The 19,093-nt window shown below is 61.7% G+C and carries 11 protein-coding genes and 1 pseudogene; 8 read left to right on the forward strand and 4 right to left on the reverse strand.

Features of this window, described 5'->3' with window-relative positions; all coding sequences use genetic code 11:
• Positions 1 to 19: 19 nt before the first annotated feature.
• Genes MUN84_RS00975 through MUN84_RS00985 form a run of 3 tightly spaced genes read left to right on the forward strand, consistent with a single transcriptional unit; the run spans position 20 to position 4,508 of the window.
• Positions 20 to 1,120: an ATP-binding protein gene (locus MUN84_RS00975; RefSeq protein WP_244696254.1), complete on the forward strand. Its 1,101-nt coding sequence runs from the start codon at positions 20 to 22 to the stop codon at positions 1,118 to 1,120.
• Between the two features lie 59 nt (positions 1,121 to 1,179).
• On the forward strand, positions 1,180 to 2,184 hold the full coding sequence (locus MUN84_RS00980) for a hypothetical protein (RefSeq protein ID WP_244696255.1): 1,005 nt from the start codon (positions 1,180 to 1,182) through the stop codon (positions 2,182 to 2,184).
• Positions 2,185 to 2,186: 2 nt separating this feature from the next.
• Positions 2,187 to 4,508: a DUF5682 family protein gene (locus tag MUN84_RS00985; protein WP_244696256.1), complete on the forward strand. Its 2,322-nt coding sequence runs from the start codon at positions 2,187 to 2,189 to the stop codon at positions 4,506 to 4,508.
• Between the two features lie 79 nt (positions 4,509 to 4,587).
• Here the strand turns inward: MUN84_RS00985 and MUN84_RS00990 are convergent, their stop codons facing one another.
• Positions 4,588 to 7,212: a M1 family aminopeptidase gene (locus MUN84_RS00990; protein ID WP_317239059.1), complete on the reverse strand. Its 2,625-nt coding sequence runs from the start codon at positions 7,210 to 7,212 to the stop codon at positions 4,588 to 4,590.
• Between the two features lie 131 nt (positions 7,213 to 7,343).
• On the opposite strand from MUN84_RS00990, the pseudogene pxpB reads away from it, so the two are divergent.
• The 5 genes and pseudogenes from pxpB to MUN84_RS01015 all read left to right on the forward strand — a co-directional run bounded on the left by pxpB (position 7,344) and on the right by MUN84_RS01015 (position 12,865).
• Positions 7,344 to 8,086, forward strand: a pseudogene (gene pxpB / locus MUN84_RS00995) (5-oxoprolinase subunit PxpB).
• Complete coding sequence (locus tag MUN84_RS01000; RefSeq protein ID WP_244696257.1) at positions 8,076 to 9,083, forward strand: biotin-dependent carboxyltransferase family protein; 1,008 nt, start codon at positions 8,076 to 8,078, stop codon at positions 9,081 to 9,083. Before pxpB ends, MUN84_RS01000 begins: the two are co-directional and overlap by 11 nt.
• The gene (locus MUN84_RS01005) at positions 9,080 to 9,862 is read left to right on the forward strand and encodes a LamB/YcsF family protein (protein WP_244696258.1); all 783 of its coding nucleotides are present in this window, start codon (positions 9,080 to 9,082) and stop codon (positions 9,860 to 9,862) included. Before MUN84_RS01000 ends, MUN84_RS01005 begins: the two co-directional genes overlap by 4 nt.
• Positions 9,859 to 11,049, forward strand: a complete 1,191-nt coding sequence (locus tag MUN84_RS01010) for an NRAMP family divalent metal transporter (protein ID WP_244696259.1) — start codon at positions 9,859 to 9,861, stop codon at positions 11,047 to 11,049. Before MUN84_RS01005 ends, MUN84_RS01010 begins: the two co-directional genes overlap by 4 nt.
• Before the next feature lie 385 nt (positions 11,050 to 11,434).
• Positions 11,435 to 12,865 carry an amidohydrolase family protein gene (locus tag MUN84_RS01015; RefSeq protein WP_244696260.1) on the forward strand — a complete coding sequence of 477 codons (1,431 nt, stop codon included), beginning with the start codon at positions 11,435 to 11,437 and terminating at the stop codon, positions 12,863 to 12,865.
• Between the two features lie 301 nt (positions 12,866 to 13,166).
• Here MUN84_RS01015 and MUN84_RS01020 read toward each other — a convergent pair whose 3' ends face one another.
• The 3 genes from MUN84_RS01020 to MUN84_RS01030 all read right to left on the reverse strand — a co-directional run bounded on the left by MUN84_RS01020 (position 13,167) and on the right by MUN84_RS01030 (position 18,957).
• Entirely contained in the window at positions 13,167 to 15,815 is a 2,649-nt protein-coding gene (locus MUN84_RS01020; RefSeq protein ID WP_244696261.1) for a glycosyl hydrolase 115 family protein, read from the reverse strand.
• An 89-nt stretch (positions 15,816 to 15,904) separates the two neighbouring features.
• Entirely contained in the window at positions 15,905 to 16,990 is a 1,086-nt protein-coding gene (locus MUN84_RS01025) for an endo-1,4-beta-xylanase (protein ID WP_317239060.1), read from the reverse strand.
• A 278-nt stretch (positions 16,991 to 17,268) separates the two neighbouring features.
• A complete protein-coding gene (locus tag MUN84_RS01030) occupies positions 17,269 to 18,957 on the reverse strand; it encodes a sodium/sugar symporter (RefSeq protein WP_244696262.1) in 1,689 nt (562 codons plus the stop codon).
• Positions 18,958 to 19,093 lie beyond the last annotated feature (136 nt).

Here is a 19,093-nt window from a genome sequence, read left to right on the forward strand (position 1 = left end):
CTTCGCTAACCCCTCGATTATGGCCCTGAACAACCCCGCCGCCGACATCCTGCGCCCCCACGCCGAGGTGCAATACGCCGAAGAACTCGCTGCTCTGATCGACATCGACGACCGGCCCAAGCCGCCGAACTGGAAACTCTCGCCCTGGGCTGTGGTGACCTACCTGCTGGGCGGCACCCTGGACAACGGATTCGAAATCGAGCCCAAATACATTGGACAGCGGCGGCTGATGGAAATTGCCGTAGCCACCCTAGCCACCGACCGCGCCCTGCTGCTGCTCGGCGTGCCCGGCACGGCCAAAAGTTGGGTGTCGGAGCACCTGACGGCGGCCATTAGTGGGCACTCCAACCTGCTGATTCAGGGCACGGCGGGCACTTCAGAGGACGCCATTCGCTACTCCTGGAACTACGCCCGTCTCATTGCCGAAGGGCCTTCCACGGCGGCGCTGGTACCTTCGCCCCTGCTCAAAGGCATGCAGGAAGGGGCTCTGGTGCGTGTGGAGGAGCTTACCCGCATTCCCTCCGACGTGCAGGACACGCTCATCACGGTGCTTTCCGAAAAGGTGCTGCCCGTGCCCGAGCTGGCCACCGAGGTGCAGGCCACCCGCGGCTTCAACGTTATTGCCACCGCCAACGACCGGGACAAGGGCGTGAACGAGCTGAGTAGCGCCCTGCGCCGCCGCTTCAACACCGTAGTGTTGCCCCTACCCACTTCCGTAGCGGAGGAAGTACAGATTGTGCACTCGCGGGTGGAGAAAACCGGCCGGGCCCTGCAACTACCGCCCACGACCACGGCCCTGGAGCAAATCAGCCGCCTCGTGACCATCTTCCGGGAGCTGCGCTCGGGCGTGACGGAAAACGGCAAAACCAAGCTCAAAAGCCCCAGCGGCACCCTTAGCACCGGCGAGGCCATTTCCGTGCTCAACAGTGGCCTGGCCCTGGCCGCCTACTTCGGCGACGGCACCCTGCAAGCCGCCGACCTGGCCGCCGGCCTCACCGGCGCCGTCATCAAAGACCCCGTTCAGGACCGCGTAGTGTGGCTGGAGTACCTGGAAACCGTTGTAAAGGAGCGCGACGGCTGGAAGGATTTGTATAGAGCCTGCCGGGAGGTAGTGGAGTAGATTATTGGTGTATGAGACTACTTCTAACGCTAAGTCTGCTCATTCTGAACCTGAGTACCGTGGGACAGACTAGCAGAAAAAAGCCAAAGCAGCCTACAGCAACACTCAATGGCGGTTATAAAGACGTAGTTGCACTGGACAGTACCTTATGGGCCGTGGACGCAAGTGGGCACTTAGCGTCCTTTACTTCTGCGGGAGAAGAACGCCCTTTGAGCACCACTCTAAAAGTCCCTATCACCAGTATTCATGCTACCGGTAAAGATGAGCTGCTAGTTGTTTGCGGCCAGGACATCTATCTTCTCAATTCCAAAACCCAGGCCTGCACGTATGAAGCGAAACTGCCGCCTAAAACTGTTTTTATCGCCCGCGACAACCGGAAGCAGATTTGGGCAGCCACGGAAACCGGTTTGCTGAATGTGGCCACCAATCAGTCTTTCGTGCCTGACTCTACCCTGAATCACTATTACAAATGGCGCCCCCAACCATCAGCCGCGTTACTTGACTCTTATAATATTCTATGGATTGGCTTTGACATGGGAGAATGGGGCGGCAACCTCCAGGTATTTGATACGAATTTGCAGCGTTTCGTTCCGGTTGATTTTGCTGATACGCTGGGCCGTTTATGCCCCGTGAATTCTTTCTGTGAAGCAAAAACCCAAATGTATCTATCTGGCGCAGTGGCACATGGTTCAAATTCCAGTTGCATAACCCGTTTTGACAAACTTCAAGCGAAACGTGTTTTCAACAGCAGCTGGCGTGAGAATTATAGAACCATGGTATTTGGCGACCCAGGTGGGGAATACATCAGTACCATTGCTTACAGCCCAACAGAAAACCGCCTGTATTATAATTCACAGAACGGCATTTACAGAGCGCCGATTAATATGGAGTTGCATCAGCAAGATGCCTGGCAGCTTGTGTGTGCACCCATGTCATCGTGGCCAACGGATCGTCGCCAACATGTGAGTAAAATGGTCTTCACCTCAGATAACAAGCTGGTACTACTGGTTGAGAATAATGCTTTGGGTATTTGGGACGGTCGGATTTTAACTCTTATACCCTAAGTATGCCCACCGAACTGCGCCTTTACGGCATCCGCCACCACGGGCCCGGCAGCACGGCCTCCCTGCTGAAGGCCCTGGACGAGTTCCGGCCTGATATGGTGTTGCTGGAGTGCCCAGCCGATGGGGAAAAGACCCTGGCGCTGGCGGCTAACCCGGCGCTGAAGCCACCGGTGGCCCTGCTCGTGTACAACCCCAAGCAGCACGCCCAGGCTACCTTCCTGCCCTTTGCCTACTTCTCGCCGGAGTGGCAGGCTGCCCTTTGGTGCCAGCAACACGGCGCCCACCTGCGCTGCTTTGACCTACCGATGACCCTACGGTTTGCCCTGCCGGATACCGTGGAGCACGAACTGGCCCCAGCAGCAGAAGCCCCAGCCAAAGCACCAGCTGCTTCACCAGCCGCTACCGAAGCCACAGCGGCAGAAGTAGTAGCACCCGCTACGAGCGGCGAGGCAACTGAAACGCTGGTTATCGAAGAAACCTCGCTCCGCTTCGACCCCATTGCCCACCTGGCCCGCCTCGATGGCTATACCGACGGGGAGCGGTGGTGGGAAGCCCGCATGGAGCACTCGGCCGGCCACGCCGATACATTTGGGGTAGTACTCCAGATGATGACGGCCCTGCGCGAGGAGCTGGCCCAGCCTGAATCGGAGGAAACCCTGCTGCGCGAGGCCTACATGCGCGAAACCCTCCGCACCACCCTCAAGCAAGGCTACCAGCGGGTGGCCGTGGTGTGCGGGGCCTGGCACGCCCCGGTGCTGCGCGCGGAGCAGTTGCCCGACTACGCCAAAGCCGACAAGGTCCGCCTCAAGGGGCTGAAGAAAGTGCCCACCGAGGCCACCTGGGTGCCCTGGACCTACGAGCGCCTGGCCCGGCAGTCGGGCTACGGGGCGGGCGTGTTGTCGCCGGCCTGGTACGAGCTGTTGTTTCAGGAGCCCCACGAGCGGGTAGTAACGCACTGGATGGTGCGGGCGGCGCACTTGCTGCGGGCTCAGCAAATCGATGCGTCTTCGGCCCATGCCATTGAGGGCGTGCGGCTGGCGGAGGCCCTGGCGGCCGTGCGGGGCCTGGCCTTGCCCGGTATCGAGGAGCTGGAAGAAGCGGCCGTGAGCATCTTCGGGGGCGGCTACGCCGAGGCCCTGGAGCTGGTGCACCAGCAGCTAGTCATTGGCGAGAAGCTAGGCGAAGTACCCGCGGAGCTACCGGCCTCGCCCCTGCAGCAGGACCTCGCGCTCCAGCAAAAAGCGCTCCGCCTAAAGCCCGAAGCCCTGTCGAAAACCCTGGCCCTGGACCTGCGCAAGGACCTCGACCTGGGCCGCAGCCACCTGCTGCACCGCCTGCAGTTGCTGGGCATCCGCTGGGGTAAGCCGCAGCGCGTACAGGGCAAAAGCGGCACCTTCCACGAGGTATGGGAACTGCAATGGCGCCCCGAAATGGTGCTGGGCGTGCTGGAAGCCGGGCGCTGGGGAAACACCGTTCTGGCCGCCGCCAGCGGCGCCGCCCACCACCGCGCCCAGCAGGCCACCGACCTCGGCCAGGTGAGTCAGCTGCTAGAAGAAGCTCTGCGCGCCGACCTGGGCCCGGCGCTGCCTACCCTAGTCTCCCGCCTCGAAACCATCAGCGCCGGCACCCGCGACGTGGCCCATCTGCTCACGGCCCTGCCCCCGCTGGTAAATGTGCTGCGCTACGGCAATGTGCGGCGCACCGAAACCACCCAGGTAGCCCAAGTCGTCCATCATCTGGTGCCGCGCCTGTGCATCTCCCTGCCCCTAGCCTGTACCGGCCTCGACCGGGACGCGGCCAGTCAGCTTCTGGAGCGTATCGAGGCGGCCCACCAAGCTATTCGCCTGCTCCCCGACCCCGCCGAGCAAACCGATTGGCAGGCGGCCCTGCACGCCATTGCCCGGCAACCGGCCAGTAGTGGCCTGCTGGCCGGTGCAGCTACCCGCCTGCTCTTCGATACCCAGCAGCTCACCCCCGACGACACGGCCACCCTGCTTGGCCTGGCCCTGGCTCCCGCCCAACCCACCGACTACGCTACCGCCTGGATTGAAGGCTTCCTGCGGGGTAGCGGCCTGCTCCTAATTCATAATCGCACGCTGTTTGACCTGCTCGACGCGTGGCTTTCCGGCCTCGATGAAGCCGTTTTCCAGGAAACCGTACCCCTGCTGCGCCGCTCCTTCGCCGATTTCAGTCAGCCCGAACGCCAGCAGGTGCTGGCCTTAGCCGTAGGTGGCCCGGCCGTGCCAGCAGCCCAAGCTGCTGACGTTGATCTGGAACGCGGACTGCGGGTGCTGCCGGTGCTGCGGGAGTTACTGGGGGTGTAGGGTACTCGGTAGGAACAACACTCCCAGATCGTCCTGCTGAGCTTGCCGAAGCATCTCTCCTCTGACTACCTCTTAATACCTATTCAACGAAGCGGGAGAGATGCTTCGGCAAGCTCAGCAGGACGTTCCAGTGGTGTTTGCCTTGAGAAACGTTTCTAGAGCACCAGCTTTTCGGCCCGAAATACGTCATCGGCGGTCTGGAGCAGCTTGGCGCGGAGCTTAGGATTATAGGTCGGGTGGGCGGCCAGAAAGTCGCGGACGGTGCGGGCGGCGCTGGGGGTTTGGTAGGAGCCGAGCGTGGCCTGGAGCCAGGAGTAGGGGAAGAAAATGTCGCCGGTTTGCTGAATTTCTTCCAGTAGGGCCAGGCTTTGGGCAGATACTTCTCGGAGGTAGCGGCTCGCAGCGGGTGGTGCAGGTAAGCCAGGGCCGAGGTTACCCAGGCTTCCTTTTCACGGTTCTTTTCGTCGGCGAGCGAGGCAAAGAAGGCGTCGCGCGTTGGCACGTCGGGGGAAAGGGCGGGTAGTAGGAACTCCATGCGCTTGCGGCGGTCGGGGTTTTGGATGCGGGTCAGTTGCCGGGGCAGAATGGGGGTAGCGGCGGGGTAGTCGCGCACGGCTAAGGCCAGGGCCAGGGCCGTGTAGTCATCTTCCGTTAGCTTGACGCCGGCCGGAGCTTGCTGCTTATCCCAGATGTGATAAAGGCGCGTTTGGGCTTCCTGGGTGAGAGCCACCGACTGATACGCCTTGAACAGCAGCTTCTTGGCATTCGGAGCTGGGTTTTGCTGCAGGACCTGCCACAGCTCCTTTTCCAGCGCCGGGGCCAGGGCAACCCGCTCGGCGGGCTTCAACAGCTTCCAGAAGATGTCGGTAAGCTGACCGGTGAGCAGCTTCACGTTTAATTCCTCCTTCTCCTTGGGTAGGGCTTGCCGGCACACCGCCAACAGTTGCTGCGGCGCGATGCTGCGGCCGTTGAGCATGTTCTCGTAGAGATTCACGTAGGCCGCGGCCCGCGCCACCGGGTTTTGCAGGGCGGTCAGGCCCGCGGTCAGCTGCTTATCCACCGGAAAGACGCCGTAGCCCAGGCCTGTGGAGTTGAACAGGATGTAGGCGGGCGCGGGTTCTCCTGCGGCCTGGGGCACGCTCACCTGGCGCTGGTTCATGTTCACGGTCAGCTCTTTCGTACGGCCGCCAGGGTACACCAGTAGCACCTCAAACAGCTGGGGCCAGAGCCGCGCCGACTTGTCCTCGGCCTGTTGGGTGAGCTGCAGGCTGGTAATCTTGTCGTTGCTGGTTTGCAGGTCGTAGTCGAAGAGGGGGCGACCGGGCTGGTTTACCCACACCTGGTTCCAGGCCTGCAGGTCGGCGGGGGTGCGGGCGTCGAGCAGTTGGATGAGGTCGGGCCAGGTGGCGTTGCCGAAGCTGTACGTGCGCAGGTACTCCTGCAGGCCCTGGCGGAAGGGCTCCTCCCCCATCAGGCGCTCCAGCTGGCGCATCATAATGGGCGCTTTGTGGTAGATGATGTTGCCGTAAAGTGAGCCGGCATCTTTCAAATTATCCAGCTCCTGGCGAATGGGGTTGGCCCCGCTGGTGCGGTCGACGCCGTAGGCCGCGGGGTAGTGGTCAATGACGAACTTGAGGTCGTAGTTGGAACCCGTGACGGCCACCTGGGTGATTTTATCGGCCATGAAGTTGGCAAACACCTCCTTCATCCACACGTCGTTAAACCACTGCATGGTCACCAAATCACCGAACCACATGTGGGCCGTTTCGTGGGCAATGAGGTTGGAGCGAGCTATTTTCTGGTCCTGGGTGGCGCCCTCGTCCAGAAACAGGGTGCTGGCTTTGTAATCGATGGCGCCCACGTGCTCCATGCCCCCGTACTGGAAATCGGGCAGGGCCACGAAATCGAACTTGCGGAACGGGTACGGAATGCCCGTGTAGTCCTGCAGAAACGTCAGCGCATCGGCGTGAATCTGGAAGATGGGGTCCAGGCTCAGGCGCAGCTTACTCTGGTCGGTTTCCCGGTGCAAAAACTGCATTTCCCTACCCCCTAGCCTGCGGGAAAGGCGCGTGAACTTGCCCGCCGCAAACGAGAACAGGTAAGTGCTAATGGTATCCGAAGGCGCAAACCGGTAGGTTTTATTTCCGGCCGCTACCGTGGAATCCAGCAGGGGGCCGTTGGCTAGGGCCTCCCAATCGGCAGGAACATCTAGCGTGAGCGTGAAGGAAGCCTTCAGGTTGGGCTGGTCGAAAACCGGAAACACCGTGCGGGCGCGGTCGGGCACGAGCAGGGTGTACAAGAAATCCTCGCTACGGTTGAGACTTTGGTTGCCGGCCACAAACTGAATATTCACTTCATTCAGGCCGGTTTGCAGGCTAGCGGCGGGCAGCACCAGGTGCTCGTTGTGATGATTAATGGCTACGGGCTGACCATTCACCGTTACGCTTTTCAAATTGGCGGTCTGCTCCTTGAAATCGAACTGCACGGGCTGGCGGGCATCCGCGAGCTGGAAGCGGACTGTTTCGGTGGCGGCAATGGGGGCTGCTTTGCCCGCCGGGATGGTCAGGTGCAGGTCGTAGCCCAGGCGGGAAATGCGGCGGGCGCGGTCCTGGGCCAGCTCCAGGCTCACGCCGGGCACCACGGCCGGGCCGGCAGCCGCCGCAGTTCCCGGCCCGGCTTGCGAGGTTGCTGCCGCAGAAACCATCAGTTTTTTAGCGCAGGAGGCCAGGCCCAAACTTAGCAGCAGTGCAGTGGCACACGCACCAGTAGTATATTGAAACTTCATTCCGGAGGTATTCCATCAGGTCGAACACCCAAGGTAAAGCAAACCAGCCGATGGACCAGCCTTTGCGCCGAAACTCAGAGCAGCCCCTGGCCCAGCTCTACCCCCTGGGCGACGCGGCCGTTGTGCTGCAGTTTGGCGAGGTCATCAACGAAGCCACGCACCGCACGATTCAGGCCGTGGGCGCCTACCTCAACCAGCACCCCTTTCCTGGTTTTCTGGAGTACGTGCCCGCCTTTACTACCCTCACCGTGTACTACGACCCGTGGCTGGCGAGTCAGGCCGGCCGCCAAAACCCGTATAAGCGCGTTGCGAAGCTGCTGCACCAGTTGCTGGAGCAAGTGCCCGCCATCGATGCCGAGGCCACCAGCGCGGTGGTGGAAATTCCGGTGTGCTACGGCGGGCCGTTTGGGCCGGATATGGAGTTTCTGGCCCGCCACACCGGCCTCACGCCCGAAGAGGTAATTCGGCTGCACACCGAGCCGGACTACCTGGTGTACATGCTGGGCTTTGCCCCGGTTTTCCGTACTTGGGCGGGATGAATGCAACGCTCACGGCGCCGCGTAAAACCCAGCCGCGGACCTTAGTACCGGCCGGCTCGGTGGGTATTGCCGGCGCGCAGACGGGCATTTACTCCCTGCCCACGCCCGGCGGCTGGCAACTGATTGGGCGCACTCCGCGGCGCTTGTTTACGCCGGAAGCGGCCTCGCCCAGCCTGCTGTGGGCGGGCCAACGGCTGCGGTTTGTGCCCATTTCCCAGGACGAGTACGCGCACCTGCAAGAACATGAGCTGTAGCATTCTGCGGGCGGGTTTGCTGACCACCATCCAGGATGGGGGCCGCCGGGGCTACCGGCAGGCGGGCGTTATCGTGAGCGGGCCGATGGATGCGCTGGCCCTGCGCGTAGCCAACCTGCTGGTGGGCAACCGGCCAGGCGCGGCGGGGCTGGAAATCACCTTGCTTGGGCCGACAATCCGGTTTGAAGCCGACCACTTGCTTGCCCTAACTGGCGCCAACTTATCGGCTACTCTTGATGGGGAACCTCTACCCCTGAACCGGCCTGTGGCCGTCCGGCGCGGTTGTGAGCTGGCTTTTGGCCCCGCCCGCAGCGGGTGCCGGGCCTACCTGGCGCTGTCGGGCGGGCTGGCCGTGCCCGCGGTGCTGGGCAGCCAGTCCACGTATTTGCGGGCTGGTATTGGGGGCTTTCAGGGCCGGGCGTTGCGGGCCGGCGACGTGGTGCCAGCTGCCGGCCTCACCTTGGCTGGGCAGCGCCTGCACCGGCAACTGCTCGCCCACCGGCCCGGCCGAAGCTGGGCCGCCGCCACCTGGTTTCCCGCGCCGCCGCTCACGCCGCCGCTCTCCGCCACCCCACTTATCAGGGCCGTGCGGGGGCCGGAATACGGGCTGTTTTCGGAGGAAAGTCAGCGGGCTTTCTGGGAAGCCGCGTTTACCGTAACGCCCAGCTCCGACCGCATGGGCTACCGCCTGGCGGGGCCGGAACTACCGCGGCTGGCGGGGCCGGAAATTCTCTCCACGGCCGTTACCTTCGGCACGGTGCAGGTACCGGCGGCGGGTGGCCCCATTGTGCTGCTGGCCGACCACCAGACCACCGGGGGCTACCCACGCATTGCGCAGGTTATTACGGCCGATTTTTCCCAGCTGGCCCAGGTGCCGCCGGGCGGCCGTCTGCGCTTTCAGGAAATTAGCCTCTCCCAGGCTCATTACTGGTACCTGTGCCAGGAAAAAATCATCCAGCACTTCCAACGAGGCCTCGCCCTTTTTCACCATCTATGACCCACCCGTACGCCGTCGACCTGAATTGCGACCTGGGAGAAAGCTTCGGCGCCTACTCCCTGGGCCACGACGAAGCCATCCTACCCTTTGTTACCTCCGCTAACATTGCCTGCGGCTACCACGCCGGCGACCCGGCCGTGATGAAGCGCACCGTGCGCCTGGCCCTGCAACACCAGGTAGCCATCGGGGCCCACCCTGGCCTGCCCGACCTAGTGGGTTTCGGCCGCCGCGACATGGCCATTTCGGCGGAAGAAGCCTACGATATGACGGTGTACCAGCTGGGCGCCCTGGCCGCTTTCGTGCGGGCCGAAGGCGGAACCCTACACCACGTCAAGCCCCACGGGGCCCTCTACAACATGGCCGCCCTGAACCCGGCCCTGGCCGAAGCCATTGCCGAAGCTGTGTACCGGGTGCAGCCCGAAGCCTGCTTCTACGGCTTGGCCGGCAGCGCCCTAATCAGCGCCGGCCGGAAGCTGGGCCTGGCCACGGCGCAGGAGGTTTTCGCCGACCGCACCTACCAGCCCAACGGCACGCTCACGCCCCGCCGGCAACCCGACGCCCTCATCACGGATTCGGCCACGGCCATAGCCCAGGTAGTGCGCATGGTAAAAGAAGGCCGGGTGCGCGCCCTCTCCGGCGAGGACGTTATCATGCAAGCGGATACTATCTGCCTGCACGGCGACGGGCCCCACGCCCTGGAATTTGCCCAGCAGATTCGGGTCAGGCTCGAGCAAGAAGGCATTGCGGTGCGCCCGTACTCTCAACCTACTACCGCATGAGGCCGGCTCGCAACTGGGGCGTGCTGCTGGGCGCCGCCTTCCTGATGGCTACCTCGGCGGTAGGACCGGGCTTCCTAACCCAAACTACCGTGTTTACGCAGTCCTTGGGCGCTAGCTTCGGCTTTGTTATTCTGACCTCCATTCTGATGGATATTGGGGTGCAGCTGAACATCTGGCGGGTAATTGCCGTGTCGGAGCTGCGGGCCCCGGACATTGCCAACCGGGTGCTGCCGGGGCTGGGCGGCTTTATTTCCCTCCTGATTCTGCTGGGCGGGCTGGCCTTCAGCATTGGCAACGTGGGCGGAGCCGGCCTGGGCCTGCAGGTACTCACGGGCCTACCCGTCACCCTCTGCGCCGTGCTGGCGGCGGCCCTGGCCCTGGCCATCTTTCTGGTGCGCGAGGCCGGCCCGCTCATGGACCGATTTGCCCAGTTCATGGGGCTGGTGATGATTCTGGTTATCATCTACGTGGCCTTCACCACCCAGCCGCCCGTGGCGGAAGCGGCGCTGCGCACTCTAGTGCCTACTACCATTAACTACCAAGCCATTATCACGCTGGTAGGCGGCACGGTGGGCGGCTACATCACCTTTTCCGGCGGCCACCGCCTGCTTGATGCGGGCGTAAAGGGCACGGCCGCCCTGCCGGAGGTGTCGCGCAGTGCCGTTATGGGCGTGTCGGTGGCTTCCCTGATCCGGGTGTTTCTGTTTCTGGCCACGCTGGGGGTAGTAAGCCGGGGCCTGGCCCTGGACGCCAGCAACCCCACAGCCTCGGTATTTGAGCTGGCGGCGGGCACCGTGGGCTACAAGCTATTCGGAGTGGTGATGTTTGCGGCGGCCATTACGTCCATTATCGGCTCGGCCTACACCTCTATTTCCTTTCTCAAATCGATGCTGCCCAGCGTAGCTACCCACGAAAACCGCTGGATCATCGGCTTTATCGTCCTGTCGACGCTTCTGTTTGTCACCATTGGCAAGCCCGTGAGCCTGCTGCTCTGGGCGGGCGCCCTGAACGGGTTCATCCTGCCCATTACCCTCGGTACCTTGCTCGTGGCCGCCTACCGCCGCAACATCATCGGCAGCTACCGCCATCCGTTGTGGCTAACCTTGTTTGGGGTATTGGTGGTGGGAATTATGACGTGGATGAGCGGCTCAGTGCTGGTAGACCAGGTGGCCAGTTTGTGGAAATAAACCAAAGCTAGCAAGCTAGTAGAGTGAATAGTCTTAGGGCTTATGCATTCCACAAAGCCGTCATGCAGGGGCGTAGCCGAAGTATCTCGCGTGCTGACTCAGGATTGGTAATCAGACATTAGCACGCGAGATGCTTCGCCTCCAACTCTGCATGACAAGTTTCGATTACCTGTTTACAATTCCTACTCTCTTCAGAAATGGGAAACTTGCAATAGTTGACCCTCGAAGAACGGTACTAAAACTAGTTCCCCTCTCCTTCTCCTTTTTCGGGCAGGGGCTAGGGCTGAGGCGAATTACCGCTAGAAAACTTGTAAGCTATCCTACCGCTCAACGCTCCGGTCAACCACTCCAACCTAGCTCTCGAACCTTCTAGTATACTAGCCTGATGAAACTGCTACCCCGCCTGCTAACGGCAACTCTTCCCCTGCTCGCCGCGGGCTGCGCCGGCCGCCACACTGCCCCAACTTTTGACCTGGTGCTTACCCACGCCAACGTGGTGGACGTGGAAACCGGCCGGGTGCGGCCCAATCAAACGGTGGCCATTTCCGAGGGGCAGATTCGGCAGGTTACCGCCAGCGGCCCAGCGCCAGCGGCCCGGCGCACGCTCGATGCTACCGGAAAATACCTCATTCCGGGCCTCTGGGACATGCACGTGCACTTTCGGGGCGGCGACTCGCTGGCCGCGGCCAACCGCAACTTGCTACCCCTCTACCTGGCGCACGGTATTACCACCGTGCGCGACGCGGGCGGTGACTTGACGCCGAGCATCTTCGCGTGGCGCCAGCAAATCCGGGCCGGCCAGTTGGCTGGGCCTACTATCTACACGTCGGGGCCGAAAATTGACGGCCCGAAGGCTTTTTGGGCGGGCTCCCTGGAAGTGGAAACTCAGGCGCAGATTGACAAGGCCCTAGATTCCTTGCAGCGGCTGAAGACTGATTATGTCAAAATCTACGAAAGCACCATCTCGCGGGAGGCCTTTCTTAGCACCATTACCGCCGCCGAAAAACGCGGGATGATTACCACGGGCCACATGCCCTACACGGCCACCCTACGCGAGGCCTCGGAGCGCGGCCTGGATGCCACGGAGCATCTGTATTACGTGTTCAAGGCCTGCTCCAGCAAGGAAGACAGCATTACCCAGGCCGTGCAGCGCAGCCTGAGCACGCCCAAGCCCCTGGGTCTGTTTGCGGTGCTACCCGCCATTTACCGCACCTACGACCCTGCCACTGCCGCCCGCATGTACCGGACGCTGGCGAAAAACCACACGGCCGTTGTGCCTACCCTCTACATTCAGAAGCTGCTAGCGGAGCTGCCCGAAACCGACCATTCCCGCGACTCGCTCCTGACCTACATCGACCCCAAGATTCAAGCTACCTACGCCCGCCGCCTGGCCGGAGCCCGGGCCCAATCGGCGGCTACCCGCGCGTTCAATAAGCAACTGAGCGCCAAGTTTATGAGCCTGGTTCCGGCCCTGCAGCAGGCCGGCGTTACGCTCCTAGCTGGCTCTGACAGCGGGGCTTCCAACTCGTATGTGTACCCCGGCGCCTCTCTGCTCGGAGAGCTGGAGCTGTTGGTGCAGGCTGGCCTCACGCCGGCTCAGGCCCTGCAAGCCGCCACCATCAACGGGGCGCGTTTCCTCAAAGCCGACCACCGCGCTGGCACCATCCGGGCGGGCAAGGACGCCGACCTGGTGCTGCTGGACCAGAATCCGCTGGCCGACATCCGCAACCTGCGCCAGATCAATGCGGTAGTCACGCGCGGCCGGGTGTACACCGCCCCGGAGCTGCGCCAGATGATGCGGGCCGTAAAGCACTAGTAGCGGCAACTGTGAGCTATGTGCTCCTCTTTTCTTACCTGGCATAAGTCATCCTCGCCTTGGGCCTACCCCATGGGCAATGGCTGGGTTGAAGGCCGACTCTAGTAGCGCTTTTGGTTGGCACTTTCAATTGGGCTTGAAAACCAGAAAAGCGGTTGTCATTCCGAGCAGAGCGAGGAATCTGAGTTAAGCGTAAGAAGCTAACTCAGGTTTCTCGCTCTGCTCGGAATGACAACCGCTTGTACGAGTTCCACACGCTGCCTAGCTGCTGCGTGAAACCGGTTTGTAGTTCTGAATTCCGCTACGGGGTAGCAACCGGGCCGCGGGGGCACTCTGGAGGGCCGAGGTAGCTGGGTTTTAGCCCACCCAGGTCTACCACTAGCTTTTCCAGCACCACGCCGGGGTCTACGCGCCAGAACCGGAGCACATGCTCGCCGGGGGCAGCCAGCGTGTGCGCGGAGGTTTTGATGATGATGTTTTCGGCTACAGCCTGCTCCCAGGGCCGGTTGCCGTTGTCAGCTACCAGGCCGGTGTGTAGGTTGATAATCTGGGGAGCTTCGTCGTCGAAGGACACGGCGTAGCGCAGGCCTTGGCTGTTGGTGAAGTCCAGGGTTGGGGCCAGGTAGGCGTGCACGGTTACGGGCCCGGGGCTGTTCAGCCGGACCCGGTACTCCAGGCAGGGGCTGCTGGCGGTGGGGTTCTGGGCCGGCGCGGTGGCCGGAAACGTCGTGACGCCCGAGAGCGTGCGGCCTAGGTCCGGTATCGTCTGCCAGCTTACCCCGCTCCCGTTCACGGCCTTGCTGTAGTGTTCCGCTTCCATGGACACGTAGCCATCCACTTCCATAAATACGGCCCCGGCAGCCGATGTTGTTGGTGATTTTTTCACGGGCGCCGGCTGGGCCGGGGCCGCCGCGGAAGCTGCCGTGGTGGGCTGGGCAAGGGTTTGCACGGCCGGCATTACGTTCTTTTCCGGCTGCTGCCAGATGGTGTAGCCGATGTGGGTCTGGTCCATCATGTGGTTCCACTTGCTGCCAGCCAGCGCGTGGTAGCGGCGCGAGATGTCGGCGTCTTTGGCGAATAAGGCCTTGGCTTTTTCGGCCAGGGCATTGGTGTTGGCCTGCCCGTTCTTGGCTGCCTCGCGGTTCAGGGCCACGGTGTAGTACAGCTCGTTGAGGTTGGCGCAGGCGGCTACCGGGTGCAGCACCAGCTGGAAATACGCGTCCTGGTGCTGGGCGGGCAGCTGCCGACCAATTTGTTCGGCCTGGGTTAGCAGGGTCTGGTAGTCGGCTACTACCGTCTGGAACTCGTTGTAATTCGTGAGGCTGTAGGTCGTGGGGCTGAGCAGTTCCGGCTTGCGGCGGGCGTTGTACTTGGCGTACTTGGCCAGAATATCAGCAATGCCGGCCGCGTGTTTCTCCCCGAACTGCTGGGCGGCCCACTGCCGGGTGTAGTCATCTACTTGGTCGGCAGCTAAGCGGGCGGGGTTCCAGGCGTAGTCCAGGAAAAAGCTGATGGGCAGTTCCATGGGCTTCAGGTCGCCCACGTTGACAATCCAGATTTGGTTGGCGCCGTACGCGTGGGCCAGGTGCATCTGCTCCCAGATGCGCGGCAGTGGGTTCGTATTCAACCACTTGTAGTTGCGTGGGCCGCCTACGTAGTCGAAGTGGTAGTAGATACCGTAGCCGCCAGCACGGGGCTTTTCCGCGGGCTTGGGCAGCTTGCGCAGGTTGCCCCAGTTGTCGTCGCAGAGCAGCAGGGTCACGTCGTCGGGCACGCGCATGCCCTTGTCGTAGTAGTCCTGCACTTCCTTGTAGAGGGCCCAGATCTGGGGCGTTTGCTCGGCGGGCTTGCCAGTGGTTTCAGCAATAATGCGGCGCTGATCGGCCACGATGCGCTCCAGCAGGGCAATGTTGCTTTCCTGGCTCATGGGCTCGTCGCCGTCGCCGCGCATGCCAATGCTGACGATGTTTTCGCGGGTGCCCATGCGCTGCATGCCGCCGCGCCAGAACTCCTGCAGGGTAGCGGCGTTGGTTTGGTAGTTCCAGGGGCCCTTGCCGGCGTGCTTCCACTCCTCGTGGGCCCGCGTGAGGGGCTCGTGGTGGGAAGTGCCCATTACAATGCCGTACTCGTCGGCCAGTACGGGGTTTTGGGGGTCGTCCACGTTAAACATGTTGCCCCACATGGCCGGCCAGAGGTAGTTGCCCTTGAGCCGCAAAATCAGCTCGAACATGTGGCTGTACATCTTGGAATTGACGCCCCCGAACTTCTCCTTGGCCCAATTCTGCAGGGCCGGCGCTTCATCGTTGATGAAGATGCCGCGGTACTTTACCTGGGGCGTGCCCTGGGTGTGGCGGCCGGCCCCCACGTACAGGGCCGATTGGGGCTTGGTCGGCACATCGGCCCACCAGTACCAGGGCGAAACTCCCATCTGCTGGGACAGGTCGTAGATGCCGAAGATGGTGCCGCGCTTGTCGCTGCCGGCAATGACTAGGGCCTGCTCCACACCCGGCAAGGGCTTGTCGACGACTTCCACCACAAAGGTTTCCCACTTGCCGGCCACGCCCGCCACGTTCAGCTTGCCGGCCTGCACCAGCCCGTCAATCAACGGGCTTTTGCCGAGGGTACCAATTAGCACTACCTGCTGGCCGCTGGGCGCTTTGTCGGTGGTTAGCGTGGGCGTTAAAGTGGTAACGCGGTTGATGTCGGCCTGCAAATCCCGGGCGGCCCGCAACACGCCCGGCCAGTCGGCGGGGCTGGCGTACAGGGCCGCCGCACGGCGGCCCGCTACCAACGGAAAGCTGCCCTTGCTTTTTTTGCCAGATACGTAAGCCTCCGTCCCGGGTAGGGTGGTTTGAGCCCAGACGGCCGGGCAAGTCAGCAATAGCAATGCCACCAGCACCCCCTTAAACCGGCGGGCAGAAAACGGGCGGCGGAAAGAACAAATGGACATGACGGGTAGGAAAGGGGTTGACTGATGGGGCAACTGCGGTTACCTCTAGCTCTCTTCCTCAGCTGAGGAGGGGAGCTAACGCTAGAACTTCACGACTTCCCAGTAGGCTTTCTTGGGCTGTTGGTTCTGGTCGAAGAGCAGGGGTAGTTTTTGCGGCCCGCCACGGGGTAGGTATCCAGCCAGCTGTACTTGTCCGACACGTTCCAGAAAGTAACGCCGGTCAATACGTTCTTGTAGTCGCGGAACACCTTGAAGAACATCTTGTACTGGGCGGCCTGCTTCTGCTCCAGCTCGGGCGTGTAGGCGTCCGACTCGCCGGGGCGCTTGGCGCGGCGCTCCTTTTCCCAAGGGTAAATAGACACGTCCAGCTCGGTAATCTGCACTTTCAGGCCCAGGGAAGCATACTGGTCAAGGGCTTGGCGCAGCTCGGCCTCAGTCGGCTCCTGCAAGGACCAGTGCCCCTGCAGACCCACGGCGTCAATCGGCACCTTGGCATCCTTGAGCTTCTTAAGCAGCTTAAAAATTCGCTCCCGCTTTTCGGGCCGCTCGGTGTTGTAGTCGTTGTAAAACAGCTGGGCCTGGGGGTCGGCTTCGTGGGCGTACTCGAAGGCTTTGGCAATGAAATCCTCTCCGCAGATCTGGTACCACTCGGAGTTGCGCAGAAACTCCTGGGGGTTGTCGGCAATGGCTTCATTGACCACGTCCCAGGCGTAAATCTTGCCCTTGTACCGCTTCACTACCGTGAAAATGTGGTCGTGCAGGCGCTGGAGCAGCACTTCCTTGCTGACCTGCTTGCCCTGGGCATCCTTGAACAGCCACTTGGGCGTCTGCTCGTGCCAAAGCAAGTTGTGACCCCGCACGCGCAGTTTGTTTTTCTGAGCGAAGTCTACCAAGGCGTCAGCATCGGTCCAGAAGTAGCGGTTTTCCTCCGGATGAATGGGGCCCATCTTCATGGCATTTTCGGGCGTGATGCTGTTGAAGTGCTGTTTGATCAGCTCGCCCTCCGCCCCTTGTATGGACTGCCGGCCTACCGCCACGCCCACGGGGAAATAGTTTTTGTAGTAGTCTTTCAGGCCTTTATCGGCCGCCGGGCGCTGGCTGCTGACCAGCCCGGCGCTACCCACTAGCAAAGCCGCGAGAGTAAGTTTTCGGAAGGAGAAGGAAGACGTTTTCATGAACTCAGAAAGAAGCGGAACAGATGAAAAATGCGGCGGCAGGACGCACAATGGCCGTCCTCGTGCCAATGCGGCAAGGAAAATGGGGCGGTTTACTCCGCCGGCTGCGGGGCAACACGCAGTGGAAAAACGTAGGCCGGGCGGTTCGTGCTGCGCTTGCAGCTGCTCCCGGAAAACAGGCGCGCAGCAGAGAAGCGCCCCTCGTTGCGCCTCCCTGCTGCGCGGCCCTTGTTGCCTACCGGTAGTGCTACCGGCAGGCCTGCCGCTCTATCCGCGGCTTACCAGTAAATGGTGTACAGCACCGTGAGCAGCACCATGATAACCATGGACCCGATGGCAAAGCTGCGGTTGGTTTTAAACATGCTACGGTCTACCTCGAGGCCGTTGGTAACGGCTCCGCGGCTGGTTTGTACCAAGCTGATAATCACCATCATAATGATGCAGATCAGGAACACGAAGCCCATCCGATCGAGGAAGGGGATTTCGTAGACGCCAGCCGCGTTGGGCACGGCAAAGCCGAAGGGCGCCAGGAAGGACAGGTCGGCGAAGGTGGGTAGGAACTTGAACAGCACCGAGAGCAGGAAGCCGCCAATGGTGGCGAACAGGGCCGCCGTGGAGGTCGTTTTCTTCCAGAAGAAACCCAGAATGAACATGGCGAAAATCCCCGGCGACACAAAGCCCGTGTACTCCTGAATGTACTGGAAACCGCCCTTTTTGTCGATGCCCAGGTGGGGAGCAATCAGCACGCCCAGGATCATGGCCACGATGACGGCAATCTTGCCCACGTTCACCAGCTTCTTTTCCGAAGCCTGGGGGTTGAGCACTTTCTGGTAGATGTCGAGGGTGAAGATGGTGGCAATGGAGTTGGCCTTACCGGCCAGCGAGGCCACCACGGCGGCCGTGAGGGCGGCGAAGGACAGACCCTTCAACCCCACCGGCAGAATGTTGAGCAGCACGGGGTAAGCCCGGTCGGGGTTCAGATCAGCGCCCTGGCCAAACTCGGCTGCGCCAAACACGTCCTGCTTGTACAGCACGTAGGCGGCAATGCCGGGCAGCACCACAATCACGGGCATGAGCAGCTTCAGGAAAGCGGCGAACAGCAAACCGCCGCGGGCCGTGGGCAGGTCGGCGCCCAGGGCGCGCTGGGTGATGTACTGGTTGCAACCCCAGTAGTTCAGGTTCACAATCCACATGCCCCCGAGCAGCACCGTGAGGCCAGGCAGGTCCATGTAGTTTTCGTTGTCGCGCTTGAAAATCATCTGGAAATGGTCCCCGGCCTGCTCGGTCATCAGGTTAAAGCCCGCCAGCACACCCGATTGGCCGTAGTGGTCGGCCACCATGTTCAGGGCCAGGTAGGTAGTCGCCAAGCCGCCCAGAATCAGGAAGAACACCTGAATTACGTCGGTAAAGCCGATTACCTTCATGCCACCTAGAGTGATGATGACGGCAAAGAACGCCAGGGCATAAAGACAGAACTCCAGGTTGAGGCCGGCAATGCTGCTGATGGCAATGGCCCCGAGGTAGAGAATCGAGGTCAGGTTCACCACCACGTACAGAGCTAGCCAGAAAATGGCCATAATCATGGCCACGGTGCCGTTGTAGCGCTGGTGCAGAAACTGCGGCATCGTGAAGATTTTATTCTTCAGGTACACCGGAATGAAGAACACGGCCACGATGATGAGCGTCAGGGCTGCCATCCACTCGTAGGTAGCAATGGCCAGGCCCATCTTGAAGCCCGAGCCCGACATGCCCACGAACTGTTCGGCCGAGATGTTGGAGGCAATGAGCGAGGAGCCGATGGCCCACCAGGTCAGGGAGCCTTCGGCCAGGAAGTAGTCCTTGGAATCACCCTCGGCGGTGCCGTCGTGGCCGGTTTTGCGCCGGTAGATCCAGATGCCGTAGCCGGAAACTATCAGGAAGTAAATGAAAAAGACGACGTAGTCGAGGGTAGCAAGTTGATGTTGCATGTGGGAGATAAGCAAACCCCTCCGGCGGAGTGGTTAAGCGAGAAACAAGTGAAATACCGCCTCCAAGCTACCACCTAGGGCGGCTTCTGGCAACAGACCGGCAAACATTCCCGGCCGGCCCCTCCCCTCGGGTTCC

Origin of the sequence: Hymenobacter sp. 5516J-16, from assembly GCF_022919335.1 — a bacterium.
Classification (GTDB): domain Bacteria; phylum Bacteroidota; class Bacteroidia; order Cytophagales; family Hymenobacteraceae; genus Hymenobacter; species Hymenobacter sublimis.

Coding starts and splice junctions, on each gene's coding strand:
- MUN84_RS01025 (WP_317239060.1), bottom strand. CDS start 16,990: ATGAAAACGTCTTCCTTCTCCTTCCGAAAACTTACTCTCGCGGCTTTG.
- MUN84_RS01030 (WP_244696262.1), bottom strand. CDS start 18,957: ATGCAACATCAACTTGCTACCCTCGACTACGTCGTCTTTTTCATTTAC.
- MUN84_RS01020 (WP_244696261.1), bottom strand. CDS start 15,815: ATGTCCATTTGTTCTTTCCGCCGCCCGTTTTCTGCCCGCCGGTTTAAG.
- MUN84_RS01015 (WP_244696260.1), top strand. CDS start 11,435: ATGAAACTGCTACCCCGCCTGCTAACGGCAACTCTTCCCCTGCTCGCC.
- MUN84_RS00985 (WP_244696256.1), top strand. CDS start 2,187: ATGCCCACCGAACTGCGCCTTTACGGCATCCGCCACCACGGGCCCGGC.
- MUN84_RS01005 (WP_244696258.1), top strand. CDS start 9,080: ATGACCCACCCGTACGCCGTCGACCTGAATTGCGACCTGGGAGAAAGC.
- MUN84_RS01000 (WP_244696257.1), top strand. CDS start 8,076: ATGAGCTGTAGCATTCTGCGGGCGGGTTTGCTGACCACCATCCAGGAT.
- MUN84_RS01010 (WP_244696259.1), top strand. CDS start 9,859: ATGAGGCCGGCTCGCAACTGGGGCGTGCTGCTGGGCGCCGCCTTCCTG.
- MUN84_RS00975 (WP_244696254.1), top strand. CDS start 20: ATGGCCCTGAACAACCCCGCCGCCGACATCCTGCGCCCCCACGCCGAG.
- MUN84_RS00990 (WP_317239059.1), bottom strand. CDS start 7,212: ATGGTTTCTGCGGCAGCAACCTCGCAAGCCGGGCCGGGAACTGCGGCG.